Origin of the sequence: Niabella insulisoli, assembly GCF_039652435.2 — a bacterium.
Classification (GTDB): domain Bacteria; phylum Bacteroidota; class Bacteroidia; order Chitinophagales; family Chitinophagaceae; genus Niabella; species Niabella insulamsoli.
Genome location: NZ_CP190246.1, coordinates 1,646,808 through 1,659,955 on the forward strand (window position 1 = coordinate 1,646,808; position 13,148 = coordinate 1,659,955).

The window sequence follows — 13,148 nt, forward strand, 5'->3', positions numbered from 1 at the left end:
TTTTAGCATACCGGCAAGCCGGATCAAAAAAATGTCAATGGTGTCCAAAGCCGAAAATATAAAAGAGCAATCCCTGTCGAAGCGATCCGATGGCGTACCCCACATGGCCATTCAGGGATTTGAGGGATGTTTTCATCAGCAGGCCGCAAACTATTTTTTTAACAGGCAGGTAACTGTCGAATGCTGCACTACTTTTAAAGACGTGATGGTGGCTGCTAAGGACAGCAACCGGACGGACGGCTGCGTAATGGCTATCGAAAATTCTATTGCCGGAAGTATCTTACCCAACTACAATCTGATCCAGGCCAGCAACCTGAAAATTGTTGGCGAGGTTTATATGCAAATCCATCAGAACCTGCTGGTCAACCACGGGGTTGAGCTCGAAGATATAAAGGAAGTGCATTCCCATACGATGGCGTTGCAACAATGTTATGAGTTTTTAGACCAGTATGGTTGGAAACTTGTAGAAAGCGATGATACTGCTTTAAGCGCGAAGCATATTGCGCAGTATAATAGTAAACATATTGCAGCAATCGCCAGCACCCTTGCCGCAGAAGTTTATGACCTTAATGTTATTGCGCCTAAAATTCAGACATTAAAGAAAAACTATACACGCTTCCTGGTGTTGAAGCGGCCGGAGGATATCAGCGAACCTCAAACGGGCAACAAGGCAACTATCAATTTTCAAACGATCCACAAGGAAGGAGCGCTGGCGCGTGTTTTAGGCGTAATGGCCATTCATAAAGTGAATTTGACAAAGCTGCAAAGCTTTCCCATTCCCGGTTCTGAGTTTAAATATCAGTTTCATGCCGATATGGAATTCGATCAAATGAAAACCTTTGAAAAAGTAATAGAAAAATTGCGCCCGCTAACGGAAGCCATTAAAATTTACGGAATCTATAATAAAGGCATATGGAAGTAGCAAAAAGGTTACAGGGAGTGGGAGAATATTATTTCTCTCAAAAACTGAGGGAAATAGATGAGCTCAATAAGGAGGGCAAAAATATTCTCAATCTTGGCATCGGCAGCCCGGATTTGCCGCCGCACCCAGATGTGGTGAAAGTACTATTCGAGGAAGCGCAAAAGCCAAACGTTCACGGGTATCAAAACTACAAAGGCAGCCCGGTGTTGCGCCAGGCTTTTGCTGACTGGTATAAGAAATGGTATAATGTAACCCTGGATGCGCATACTGAAGTATTGCCGCTTATCGGAAGCAAAGAAGGGATTATGCACATCTGCATGACTTATCTCAACGAGGGAGACGCTGTGTTGGTGCCCAATCCTGGTTATCCGACTTATCGCAGCAATGTGACCATTGCGGGCGGCGTGTGTATCGACTACGAATTAAAAGAAGAGCTGAACTATCAGCCCGATTTTGAAGCCATCGAAAAAAACGACCTGAGCCGTGTTAAATTGCTTTTTGCAAATTATCCGCAAATGCCGACCGGCCAACAGCCCGATAAAAAAGTATTCCAACAACTGGTGGCTTTCGCTAAGAAGCACCACATCTTAATTGTACATGATAACCCGTACAGCTTTATTTTAAATGATGAGCCGGTAAGCCTCCTCTCGGTGGAGGGCGCCAAAGATGTGGTAATTGAATTAAATTCCTTAAGTAAATCCCATAATATGGCCGGTTGGCGCGTGGGCGTGCTTTGCGGAGCGAAAGAAAGGATCAACGAGGTGCTGCGGTTTAAAAGCAACATGGACAGCGGCATGTTTTTGCCCTTGCAACTGGCTGCGGCGAAGGCGCTGACCCTGGGCGCAGAATGGCACGATGAAGTAAACAAAATTTACAGGGAAAGAAGGGCGCGCGTGTTTAAGCTTCTTGACTTGCTGAAATGCAATTATTCGAAAAATCAGGTAGGCATGTTTGTCTGGGCAAAAATTCCCGAACAATATAAAGACTGCTACGAAATCGCTGATCAAGTGTTATATGCCGCTAATGTATTTATTACACCCGGTGGCATATTTGGCAGCGCCGGCGACCGATATATCAGGATTAGCCTCTGTGGGTCGGTGGCCCGGTTCGACGAGGCAATTGAGCGCATAAGTAAAATGTGAAAACAAAATGAACAACAGGAAAAAAATAGCGATCGTAGGCGTGGGGCTGATTGGCGGATCCATGGCGCTTCAATTGCATGAAAAAAAATTATCCTCCAAATTGATCGGCGTGGAAGCCAGCGCGAAGCATGCCGAACAGGCTCTTGAATATGAGCTGGTGGATGAAATTTTACCGCTTGAAGAAGCTATTGTTCAGGCTGAGATTATCGTGTTGGCGGTGCCCGTAAATGTGCAAGTTCAACTGCTACCCCGAATCCTCGATAAAGTGTCTCATCAGATCGTAATGGACATGGGCTCTACAAAGTCGGACGTCATCGCTTCGGTGGAAGGCCACCCCAATAGGGGCCGCTACGTTGCGACGCACCCGATGTGGGGTACAGAATACAGCGGGCCGCAGGCAGCGGTGAGAGGCGCTTTTGAAGGTAAGGCAGTGATTTTATGCAACCGAAGTGAAAGCGACGCAGATGCAATCGAATGGGTTGAAAAAATGTATCAGAAAATCGGGATGCGCATCGTTGATATGGACGCCAAAGCGCATGACCTTCATGTTGCTTATGTCAGTCACATCTCACATATCACTTCTTTTGCCCTCGCCAATACGGTTCTGGAAAAGGAAAAAATGGAGAGCGCTATTTTTCAAATTGCTTCGGCCGGGTTTGAAAGCACTGTGCGCCTGGCGAAAAGTAATCCGGCCATGTGGGTGCCGATTTTTCTCCAAAACAAAGAGAATGTACTCGATGTGTTGACGGAGCATATCGCGCAGCTCACCAAATTCAAAGCGTATATTTCAGAAAAAGACGAAGAAAACTTACAGGCGCTAATTTCAGACGCCAATAAAATAAATAGAATCATAAAATAAAGTAAATTTGCCCGGATGGAGCGGATCGATTAAAAATTATTCAAATATTTCCGCGTAAATCAATACATATTAAAATAAAAACTTCGGGTTATTTAACAACATCAATAATTATATTTCATGAGCACTCAGCAGGTTTCATCAAAAGAAAAAATTAAGGAATTATGGGCTAAAAGGCCGATCATCGTTAGCGGCCCTTGCAGCGCCGAAACCGAGGAACAAGTAATCGAAACAGCCCAACAACTGGCCGCAACCGGCAAAGTGGATATGTTGCGCGCAGGCATCTGGAAACCGCGTACTAAGCCCGGTATGTTTGAAGGGATAGGAGCGAAAGGTTTACCGTGGCTTCAAAAAGCAAAACAAATTACCGGCCTGCCTACTGCTATTGAAGTAGCAACTGCGAAGCAGGTTCAGGACGCTTTGACTTTTGATGTTGACGTGCTTTGGATTGGCGCCCGCACCACCGTGAACCCTTTCAGCGTTCAGGAAGTCGCTGATGCATTAAGAGGAGTTGATGTTCCGGTTCTTGTTAAAAACCCCATCAACCCTGATCTTGAACTTTGGAGCGGCGGCGTTGAAAGAATTGCCCGCGCCGGTATCAAAAATTTAGGGCTGATCCACCGAGGTTTCTCATCTTATGGTAACACGCAGTATCGCAACGCGCCCATGTGGCATCTGGCGATCGAAATGAAACTGAAATATCCAGAACTCCCTATTTTTAACGATCCTTCACATATTTGCGGCAAGCGCGATACTTTGATGGATGTGGCGCAGAAAGCAATCGACCTGGATTATGATGGTTTGATGATCGAAAGCCATATCGATCCTGACAACGCTTGGAGCGATGCCAAACAACAGGTGACGCCGGCGCGCTTAAAAGAAATGATGGAGCAAATCATTTGGAGAAAAGAAGATGTCGATAACAGCGAATATCATAAAGCGCTTGAAAAACTGCGTCAGCAAATCAACCATCTGGATGATGAGATGCTGCAAATTCTTTCTCAGCGCATGAAAATTGCCGATCAAATCGGTCAATATAAAAAGGACAATAATATTACCATTTTACAGCCCGGCCGCTGGCAGGAAATCATTGAGAAAACTGCCGCCCGTGGCGAAAAGCTGGGATTGAGCCGCGATTTTCTGAATAAATATTTAGATGCCGTGCATTTGGAAAGCATTAACCATCAAAAGCAGGTGCTGGACGCCTAATGCATGCGCCTAATACCGGCCATTGTTTTTAGGAAAACGCTCTTGCGGTTTGAATGCAACAGGGGTCATATAGATGCGCAAGGGATATTTGAACCCACGCAGCTATCAAAGTTGATGTTACAACAGTTAAGTTCATGAAGCCTCACCGAAATAAAAACGGTGAGGTTTATCTATAGCTCCAGGCTAAATCATAAATAACAGTATCTTGGTTCAGAAGATAAAATTTTCAAACGCAACTACTGATTTTTACTTTGACAGCTCCATTAAAGAGCTGGCGAAGATCGTTGACAAGCGCAGCGCTTTTGTCATTACCGATCAAAACGTCTTTGACGCCCATGAAAAAAGGTTTAAGGGTTTCAATACGATTGTGATTCCGGCGGGCGAGGAACAGAAAAAGCAGGCAACCGTCGATGATATTATTGTAAAATTGATTCAGAACAAGGCCGACAGAAAATCGGTGTTGATTGGGATCGGCGGCGGCGTAATCACGGATTTGACAGGTTATATTGCTTCGGTTTACATGCGCGGCATTCGCTTTGGGTTTGTCCCTTCCACGATACTCGGTTTGGTGGATGCTTCCATCGGCGGCAAGAACGGGATCGATGTGGGGGTATATAAAAATATGGTTGGCATCATTCGTCAGCCTTCTTTTTTATTACACGATTTATCGCTGCTTCAATCTTTGCCTGACAAGGAATGGCAAAACGGCTTTGCAGAAATTATCAAACATGCAAGTATCAAAGATGCCGCCATGTTTAAGCAGTTAGAGCAACATCGTTTATCCGATTATCAAAAAGATAAAAATTTGCTTGCCGCGCTGATCAAACGAAACGCACTGATTAAAACCAAAGTCGTGCAAAAAGATGAGTTTGAAAAAGGAGACCGGCGGCTGCTCAACTTTGGTCACACCATTGGCCATGCGATTGAAACACAATACGAACTAATGCACGGAGAAGCGGTGGCTATCGGAATGGTTTTGGCCAGCGAAATATCGCGGCAGTTAAAAGCGTTTCCTGATCAGGAGCGCGTCAGTGCGCTGATTAAAAAATACCAGTTGCCCACCGCCATTCAATTTGATGCAAAAAAGGTTTTCGAAGTATTGGTGATGGATAAAAAACGGGTGCGCAAAGAAATGAACTTTGTGCTGCTCGAAAAGATAGGCAAAGCCGTAGTGCAACCTATTCCTTTGAAAAAATTAGAACAGATTATTAATAAATTATCATAAAAAATTGCTGCGGAGCTTTTGGGTAAATCCACAAAGGTTTCGGTCAGGCATCCCGAATAGAGATGAAAATAACCATTTCACCATCTGAATTAAAAGGAGATATATTAGCGCCAGCGTCGAAAAGTTCCATGCAAAGGGCCTGTGCAGCCGCGTTGGTAGCGGCGCAAAAATCCGTGATTAGTAATCCCGGGCATAGTAATGACGATAAAGCGGCAATGGGGATTATACAAGCGCTTGGAGCCACGATTGAAAAAGGGGATGAGGAAATCAGGGTTGATAGCAGCGCCTTTTCTGTAGCGTCTGCGGTAGCTCTTATGAACGGCGATCAGGGAGGAGCAATCAATTGTGGGGAAAGCGGTTTGAGTATTCGCATGTTCACGCCGCTGGCAGCACTGACCAGCAACAAGATTACCATCAATGGCGAGGGAAGCCTGGTGACCAGGCCCATGAATTTTTTTGATGAAATTTTACCGCAGCTTGGTGTTACGATTTCATCGAACGAGGGAAAATTACCATTGGTTATCCAGGGGCCGCTGCAACCCAAAAATATCACGATCGACGGATCTCTAAGCTCGCAATTTTTAACGGGCCTTTTACTGGCTTATGCGGTGGCGCCATTATCCGAAGAAAGGGTTGCGATTAAAGTGACCAATTTGAAAAGCAAACCTTATATAGATCTTACGCTTGACGTAATGAAACAATTTGGTTTGCAGGTTCCGGAAAACCACAACTATGAAGAATTTGTGTTCAGCAAAAAGCCGGTTGAAGCGTCGAAAAGCGAGGCGCCGATCCATTACACGGTTGAAGGCGATTGGAGCGGTGGTGCGTTTCTTTTAGTAGCGGGAGCGATTGCCGGCCATATTTCGGTAAGAGGTTTGGGATTGAATAGTACGCAGGCCGACAAGAAAATAATCGAAGCGCTGATGGCGGCCAATGCTGGCATTGCGATGGAAGCCAAAGCAATTAAACTTCATCAAACCGATATGCAGGCTTTCGAATTTGACGCCACCGATTGTCCTGATCTTTTTCCCCCATTGGTGGCGTTGGCTGCCAACTGCAAAGGCATTACCAAAATCAAAGGAGTTAGCAGATTGGCTCACAAAGAAAGCGATCGTGGCCTGACTTTGCAGCAAGAGTTTGGAAAAATGGGGCTAAAAATAGAGCTCGATCACGACATGATGTATGTGCATGGCGGCGCGCCTTTGAAAGGAGCGTTGGTTCATTCCAGGCACGATCACCGCATCGCTATGGCTTGCGCAGTAGCGGCGCTAAAAGCTGATGGTGCAACAACGATTGAAGAAGCGTATGCGGTTAATAAATCCTATCCGGATTTTTATGATCATATCAAAGCTTTAGGGGCTCAGGTGAAAGGTGGTTTATATCTCGATGGGATCATCTAAGGGTTGGAACAGTTTGATAATTTTTAAAATCGCTGCTATAAAAAAATAAGAAATGAATGCTTTCGGAGATATTTTTAAGGTTCAGATTTTTGGCGAATCGCATGGTGATGGCGTAGGCGTTGTAATTGACGGCTGCCCCGCCGGCCTTGACGTTCCTGTAGCAGATTTTTTACCTGATATGGAACGTCGTAAGGGGGGTACTCAAAAAGGTGCGACACCCCGAAAGGAAGACGATATTCCTATTTTCAGAAGCGGCATTTTCAACGGGAAGACCACAGGTTTCCCGATCATGATATTTTTTGAAAACAAGAACACGCGCAGCGGCGATTATGAAAAGCAGCGCAGTTTTCCACGACCCGGCCATGCCGATTTTGTAGCGCATAAAAAATTTGGTGGGTTTGAAGATTTCCGGGGCGGCGGTCATTTTAGCGCCCGCCTTACAACGGGGTTGGTGGGGGCAGGCGTTATTGCGAAAAAATTACTGACAGGCATTTCTGTGCATGCAAAAGTCATCGCTATTGCCGGAGAGGCCGATTTGGAAAAAGGATTGCAAAAAGGTATTGATGCAAAAGATTCCGTTGGCGGTATCATTGAGTGTCGTGTCAACGGGCTGCCGTTGGGTTTGGGCGAGCCGCATTTCAATTCCGTGGAATCATTGATTGCGCACGCCATGTTTTCGATTCCTGCGGTAAAAGGCGTTGAATTTGGCAGCGGTTTTGAAGCGGCGAACATGTTTGGCAGCCAACACAACGACGCCATTGAAAATATGGAAGGGAAAACGAAAACCAATCATGCCGGCGGCATTGTCGGTGGCATTACGAATGGAAATGAACTTGTATTCCGGATTGCAGTAAAACCTACGGCTTCTACACCCAAGGAACAGCATAGCCTGAATTGGGATAGCGGAAAAATGGAAGATTTCTCGGTGAAAGGCCGCCACGACCTTTGTGTGGCCCTGCGGGCGCCGGTGATTGTGGAAGCTGCCACCGCTATCGTTCTAACCGATCTTATGATGCAGGCACAGCAGATACCACGCGTAGTATCATAATTCCTATGTGCATAAAAAAATAGCCGTATCTATCTTTGGCATGTTTTTTAATATTATATTAGTAGTTAATATTACCAAACTCTAAAAATTGAAAAAACTATGAGCATTCTATCATGGATTCTTTTTGGTTTGATTGCAGGCGCTATCGCTAAGGCATTGCACCCCGGAAAAGACCCCGGCGGATGGATTGTCACTATTTTGATCGGTATCGCAGGCGCATTTGTTGGTGGATGGATCAACAGCCTCTTAACCGATACTCCGATTACCAGTAACTGGAGTTTACGAGGTTTCCTCTTTGCTGTGGGCGGCGCTGTCATATTGCTTTGGATTTATGCCATGGCGACGCGAAGACGCAGTTGATTAAAAAAAATTTTATACCACCTTCCAGGTGGTTTTTTTTTACCTGTCCCTTTCCAAAAAAACTATTTTCGAATAAAAATGTTATAGTATTTTCAATTTTCAAGCTACTTCGCAACATGAATTTTCAAGCCACAGGCATACCATACGACCAGACCCATTCTTTTTCAAAAACTGTTTTGGATTATCTGCATGGAAGCGAAGCGTTGCGCCCGTTTTATCATTTGTTTCCTGAAAAAAGCGCAATGCTGGAAGCTATAAAACAAAAGGCGGAACATAAGCAGGACCGGGAATTATTGTATAATTATTTGAAAGACCAATATGATAGACTCGAGCAGGATCAGGCGGTCATTTCAAACATTGAGCTTTTAAGAGAAACGCAGACTTTTACAATTACCACGGCTCATCAACCCAATATTTTTACCGGCCCGCTCTATTTCATTTATAAAATTTTACACGCAGCAAAGCTGGCGGCTTATTGCCGCGCTGCGTTTCCCGCTTATAATTTTGTGCCCGTTTATTATATGGGCAGTGAAGATGCAGATCTGGACGAATTGGGACATATCTATCTCAAGGACGAAAAACTGGTTTGGAACACGGACCAGAAGGGCGCGGTCGGCCGCATGAAAATTGACGATGCGCTACTGAAACTAATCAAAAGAATCGAATCAGAAATCGGCGTACTTCCTCACGGCGCCGAGATTATGGAGGCGGTAAAAAGCTTCTATAAAAAAGGCTCGCTCATACAGGATGCGACTTTAGGTTTTGTCAATTTTCTGTTTGGTAAATATGGGGTAGTCGTGGTTGTTCCGGATGCAGCGCCGCTAAAGTCTGTAGCGATTGATCTTTTTAAAGATGAACTTTTGAACCAGCGCTCATCCGCATTGGTTGCTGATACCGCGGAGCAGCTATTAGATAAAGGCTATAAAACCCAGGCGCATGGCCGCGATATCAATTTGTTTTACTTAACGGAAAAAGGCGAGCGCCTGCGTATCGAAAAGCAGGATGATCGCTGGCAGGTGGTGGATAGCGATATCAGTTTCACTGAATCCGAACTGATGCGCGAAACAGCATCCCATCCGGAAAGATTTAGTCCCAATGTAATCCTGCGAGGCCTTTTTCAAGAGATGATCCTTCCCAATATCGCTTTTATTGGCGGCGGCGGCGAATTGGCTTATTGGCTCGAATTGAAAGCTATTTTTGATCAATACAAAGTGCCTTATCCCATGCTGGTTTTGCGAAACTCGGTGCTGGTGGTGGCAAAAAAGCCGGCCGCCCTGGCAAAAAAGTTGGATTTTGAAATGGCCGATCTTTTTAAAAGTCCGTTGCATTTAAAAAGGGTTTGGGTGCAGCGTCATTCTGAAAATGATGTTTCAACAGCAAAAGCATTGGGGGCGGTTCAAAATATTTATAGAGAACTATCCGAACAAGCCGAACCCATAGACACCACGCTAAAAGGGCATATTTATGCCTTGCAAAAGCAACACGAAAAGAACTTGGTGACGCTGGGAAAAAAATTGTTAAGGGCAGAAAAAAGAAATCATGAAGCTGCCATGCGGCAGATTGATCGTTTAAAACAGCAATTATTTCCCCTGCAAAATTTACAGGAGCGAATCGAAAACATTTTGGTTTACTATGCGACGTGGGGGCCGGATTTTATGGACACGCTTTATCAGCACGCGCACGCCATCAAGCCCGAATTTTTAATATTGGAAGAAGTTTAATCAAAACTATTTTCAAATCCTTTTTCTTTCAGGCCTGAAACTTTCTTAAGCACTTCTTTCTCAAGATCAGATTTATAGCGTTGGATATTATTTCCCACTTTTTCATCAGCAACTCCAATAATCTGAGCAGCCAATATGCCCGCATTTTTTGCAGCATTAAGCGCTACTGTAGCGACGGGAACGCCATTTGGCATTTGCAAAATAGAAAGTACGCTGTCCCATCCGTCGATTGAATTACTTGATTTTACAGGAACGCCAATCACGGGCAGCGGGGTAATAGAAGCTACCATTCCAGGCAAATGAGCAGCGCCACCTGCGCCGGCAATAATGACTTTCAAACCTCTCGATTTAGCCTGCCGCGCATATTCCACCATGCGCAGCGGTGTTCTGTGTGCAGAAACGACCGTTAGTTCGTATCCCACTTCTAAATCTTTTAAAATATCTGCGGCAGCCTGCATCACATTTAAATCGCTGTCGCTGCCCATAATAATTCCAACTTGTGTTGCCATGCTGCAAAGGAAAGCTAAATTGATATCGTCAACAAAAATTTGCTGATTTTTTGATACATTAAAAACGTTGGTGTTAAATGAGGACAGGCGAAAATAAACTGTTAAAGTTTTCTTATTGACAAAACAGTTGGCAATAAAACGATGTTGTTTATCGTTTATAGACTGCCTACCGAATATCTATACGCTCTTATAGAACAATATATCAATATTTTTAATATAAAATTTAAACAAGCATGCGCTTAAGAATTTATTTGCGGTTGATAGCATTTGCGGTTTTATCAATAGTATCCATGTCGTGGACATTGAATAATATTGAAAAGAACATGATCGATAAGAATAAGGATGCCAAAAGCATGCCAGTCGCCAAAACAGGCACAGAGGAGATTGAATTTGTGTATGATAGTCTCGCTCTCGACGCAAGGGGCCTGTCGCACGATGCATTTGAATATGCCATCAGCGGGTTTCACCGGTTGGAGCAGGAGGGTTTGTTGCACAACGATTCAATTTTGACAATTATCGATTTTGATCAGCCCAGCTATCGAAAAAGAATGTATATCATTGATGTGAAAAATTACAAAATGCTTTTCAACACCTGGGTGGCGCACGGAAAAAACACGGGCCGTGAGACAGCCGAGAATTTCAGCAATACCAATGCTTCTTATAAAAGCAGCCTTGGGTTTTATCTGACAGATGCCACCTATCACGGAAGCAAGGGCTATTCTTTGAAATTACAGGGTTTAGAACCCGGGTTGAATACGAACGCTATGCGCCGCGCCATTGTGATCCACGGCGCTTCCTATGTAAGCCAGTCGTTTATCGATGCGCAGGGATATGTTGGAAGAAGCCACGGATGCCCCGCGGTGCCAACAGCTTTAACCCGTCCGATCATTCAAACCATCAAAGACGGAAGTTGCCTGTTTATCTATAATAAAAGGTACAAGCCGTCGAATCGGTTTGCGATGGGGTAAGTGGTTAGCGTTGCCCAAAAGATTTTTAACCGGCTTTTAGCCGGTTTTTTTATGGCAGATTTAAACAATTCAATTGGATGTCAGAAAAAAAGAACGCTACCTGGCCGCACAAGGTTGATGAACGGGCTGTGTTCTTTTTGCGTCTCAAAAAAATGATTGAAAAATTTGTCCGCAAGTAATTTACTTTTATATTTGCGATCATGATGAACAAAACAATCTTTTTTTGGTGGTGGCCTGCAAACTCTACAGGGGTATTGTAATGCCGTACATCGAAAAAGATGAGTGATATTCAAAGAATCCCCGGTTGTGCCGGGGTTTTTTATTGGACAAATTTAAACAACCTTTCGCTTAGCTTTTGATTGATATGCAACAAATAAAAATTGAAACTACCGTCAGTTCTATGCTGGCCGATGTGTTTACACCGGTGGGAATTTATCTTCGGTTGCGCGACCGCTTTCGCGACACAATTCTGCTGGAAAGTACCGACAATCATGTGGCTGAAAATAGTTGGTCTTTTATCGGGGTCAACGCAATTGCCGGAATTGAAATTTCCGCAGCCGAGCAGATTGAAGTGAAGCTACCTGGTAAAACAGCTGAGGAAATACCATTTAAAAAAGGCCAGCCGATTGCTAAAACGCTTAATGAGTTTATGCAGCGTTTTGATGTAGTCCCTTCTGCTCAAAAAGTGGCCGCTTTCGCGCAGGGTCTATATGGTTATACTTCTTATGATGCGATCCGCTTTTTTGAAACCATTCCGGGGACAATATTTAATGTGGACGTTGATGCCATTCCGCTAATGCGATATCGCTTATACCAATATGTAATTGCAATCAATCATTTCAAGGATGAGTTGTTTATCTGCGAGAATAAAATCGAAGGGCTTTCCAGCGATAAAGACACGCTGGCATCCCTGATCCGCGGCCGGGACGTTCCGGTATATCCCTTTAAGACGCTGGGCGAAGAGCGTTCGAATATGGGAGATGAAGATTACCGCAAACTTGTGAAACAAGGCATTGCTCATTGTTTTCGAGGCGATGTGTTTCAAATTGTATTAAGCAGGCGCTTTCAGCAATCCTTTACCGGCGATGAGTTTAATGTGTACAGGTCGCTGAGAAATATCAATCCCTCTCCTTATTTGTTTTTCTTTGATTATGGCGATTATAAAATAATGGGGTCTTCGCCGGAATCGCAATTGATCATTAACAAAGGTAAAGCAGTAGTGCATCCGATCGCCGGAACGGTTAAAAGAACCGGCGATGATAAGTTAGACGCCGCCGAAACCATTCGACTCGAAAATGATCCCAAAGAAAATGCCGAGCATGTGATGTTGGTGGATTTGGCGCGAAACGATTTGAGCCGTGGTTGTAACAACGTAACGGTTGCCCAATTCAGGGAAACCCATTTTTATTCGCATGTAATTCATTTGGTAAGCGAAGTAACCGGAGAGGTAAAGGAAACCACCAATGCTTTTGATTTGTTGGCAAAAACTTTTCCTGCGGGCACCCTGAGCGGAGCGCCTAAAATTAAAGCGATGCAGTTGATTAATGATTATGAACCTACTAACCGTAGTTATTATGGCGGTGCTGTGGGATTTATGGGGTTTGATGGCAGCTGCAACCAGGCGATTATGATCCGTACTTTTCTTAGCAGGAATAATACCTTGTTTTATCAGGCAGGTGCAGGTATTGTATCGGCCAGCGTTCCGGAAAGTGAATTGCAGGAAGTGAATAATAAACTCGGCGCTTTGAAAAAGGCAATCGAGGCCGCACAGCAGATCCAATAAAAATA

General features: G+C 44.4%; 12 protein-coding genes. 11 read left to right on the plus strand and 1 reads right to left on the minus strand.

The window, feature by feature from the left end:
• Nucleotides 1-37: 37 nt before the first annotated feature.
• From ABDK00_RS07030 to bshC, 9 genes are all read left to right on the plus strand, one after another.
• Nucleotides 38-922: a prephenate dehydratase gene (locus tag ABDK00_RS07030; RefSeq protein ID WP_346239451.1), complete on the plus strand. Its 885-nt coding sequence runs from the start codon at nucleotides 38-40 to the stop codon at nucleotides 920-922.
• Nucleotides 913-2,064: a pyridoxal phosphate-dependent aminotransferase gene (locus ABDK00_RS07035; protein WP_346239452.1), complete on the plus strand. Its 1,152-nt coding sequence runs from the start codon at nucleotides 913-915 to the stop codon at nucleotides 2,062-2,064. The genes ABDK00_RS07030 and ABDK00_RS07035 overlap by 10 nt, the downstream gene beginning before the upstream one ends.
• A 7-nt stretch (nucleotides 2,065-2,071) precedes the next feature.
• On the plus strand, nucleotides 2,072-2,923 hold the full coding sequence (locus ABDK00_RS07040; RefSeq protein ID WP_346239453.1) for a prephenate dehydrogenase: 852 nt from the start codon (nucleotides 2,072-2,074) through the stop codon (nucleotides 2,921-2,923).
• A gap of 117 nt (nucleotides 2,924-3,040) precedes the next feature.
• Entirely contained in the window at nucleotides 3,041-4,129 is a 1,089-nt protein-coding gene (locus ABDK00_RS07045; protein ID WP_346239454.1) for a chorismate mutase, read from the plus strand.
• Nucleotides 4,130-4,334: 205 nt separating this feature from the next.
• Nucleotides 4,335-5,354 carry a 3-dehydroquinate synthase gene (aroB, locus tag ABDK00_RS07050; RefSeq protein ID WP_346239455.1) on the plus strand — a complete coding sequence of 340 codons (1,020 nt, stop codon included), beginning with the start codon at nucleotides 4,335-4,337 and terminating at the stop codon, nucleotides 5,352-5,354.
• Nucleotides 5,355-5,416: 62 nt separating this feature from the next.
• The gene (aroA, locus tag ABDK00_RS07055; protein WP_346239456.1) at nucleotides 5,417-6,754 is read left to right on the plus strand and encodes a 3-phosphoshikimate 1-carboxyvinyltransferase; all 1,338 of its coding nucleotides are present in this window, start codon (nucleotides 5,417-5,419) and stop codon (nucleotides 6,752-6,754) included.
• A 52-nt stretch (nucleotides 6,755-6,806) separates the two neighbouring features.
• Nucleotides 6,807-7,802 (plus strand): chorismate synthase, encoded by a 996-nt coding sequence (locus tag ABDK00_RS07060; RefSeq protein ID WP_346239457.1) that lies wholly within the window; start codon nucleotides 6,807-6,809, stop codon nucleotides 7,800-7,802.
• Nucleotides 7,803-7,901: 99 nt separating this feature from the next.
• On the plus strand, nucleotides 7,902-8,162 hold the full coding sequence (locus ABDK00_RS07065) for a GlsB/YeaQ/YmgE family stress response membrane protein (protein ID WP_346239458.1): 261 nt from the start codon (nucleotides 7,902-7,904) through the stop codon (nucleotides 8,160-8,162).
• Between the two features lie 116 nt (nucleotides 8,163-8,278).
• The gene (gene bshC, locus ABDK00_RS07070) at nucleotides 8,279-9,883 is read left to right on the plus strand and encodes a bacillithiol biosynthesis cysteine-adding enzyme BshC (protein ID WP_346239459.1); all 1,605 of its coding nucleotides are present in this window, start codon (nucleotides 8,279-8,281) and stop codon (nucleotides 9,881-9,883) included.
• On the opposite strand, the gene purE is transcribed toward bshC, so the two are convergent.
• Entirely contained in the window at nucleotides 9,880-10,392 is a 513-nt protein-coding gene (purE, locus tag ABDK00_RS07075; RefSeq protein WP_346239460.1) for a 5-(carboxyamino)imidazole ribonucleotide mutase, read from the minus strand. The two genes, bshC and purE, sit on opposite strands and share 4 nt — an antisense overlap.
• A 233-nt stretch (nucleotides 10,393-10,625) precedes the next feature.
• Between purE and ABDK00_RS07080 the strand changes: the two genes are divergently transcribed.
• Nucleotides 10,626-11,360, plus strand: coding sequence for a murein L,D-transpeptidase catalytic domain family protein (locus tag ABDK00_RS07080; protein ID WP_428400400.1), 735 nt, complete (start codon nucleotides 10,626-10,628; stop codon nucleotides 11,358-11,360).
• Between the two features lie 364 nt (nucleotides 11,361-11,724).
• On the plus strand, nucleotides 11,725-13,143 hold the full coding sequence (locus ABDK00_RS07085; RefSeq protein ID WP_346239462.1) for an anthranilate synthase component I family protein: 1,419 nt from the start codon (nucleotides 11,725-11,727) through the stop codon (nucleotides 13,141-13,143).
• The last annotated feature ends 5 nt before the right edge of the window (nucleotides 13,144-13,148 follow it).

Excerpts from the sequence above, each read along its gene's own strand:
- ABDK00_RS07030 (WP_346239451.1), top strand. The coding sequence starts at position 38 with ATGGTGTCCAAAGCCGAAAATATAAAAGAGCAATCCCTGTCGAAGCGA.
- ABDK00_RS07035 (WP_346239452.1), top strand. The coding sequence starts at position 913 with ATGGAAGTAGCAAAAAGGTTACAGGGAGTGGGAGAATATTATTTCTCT.
- ABDK00_RS07040 (WP_346239453.1), top strand. The coding sequence starts at position 2,072 with ATGAACAACAGGAAAAAAATAGCGATCGTAGGCGTGGGGCTGATTGGC.
- ABDK00_RS07045 (WP_346239454.1), top strand. The coding sequence starts at position 3,041 with ATGAGCACTCAGCAGGTTTCATCAAAAGAAAAAATTAAGGAATTATGG.
- aroA (WP_346239456.1), top strand. The coding sequence starts at position 5,417 with ATGAAAATAACCATTTCACCATCTGAATTAAAAGGAGATATATTAGCG.
- ABDK00_RS07060 (WP_346239457.1), top strand. The coding sequence starts at position 6,807 with ATGAATGCTTTCGGAGATATTTTTAAGGTTCAGATTTTTGGCGAATCG.
- ABDK00_RS07065 (WP_346239458.1), top strand. The coding sequence starts at position 7,902 with ATGAGCATTCTATCATGGATTCTTTTTGGTTTGATTGCAGGCGCTATC.
- bshC (WP_346239459.1), top strand. The coding sequence starts at position 8,279 with ATGAATTTTCAAGCCACAGGCATACCATACGACCAGACCCATTCTTTT.
- purE (WP_346239460.1), bottom strand. The coding sequence starts at position 10,392 with ATGGCAACACAAGTTGGAATTATTATGGGCAGCGACAGCGATTTAAAT.
- ABDK00_RS07080 (WP_428400400.1), top strand. The coding sequence starts at position 10,626 with ATGCGCTTAAGAATTTATTTGCGGTTGATAGCATTTGCGGTTTTATCA.
- ABDK00_RS07085 (WP_346239462.1), top strand. The coding sequence starts at position 11,725 with ATGCAACAAATAAAAATTGAAACTACCGTCAGTTCTATGCTGGCCGAT.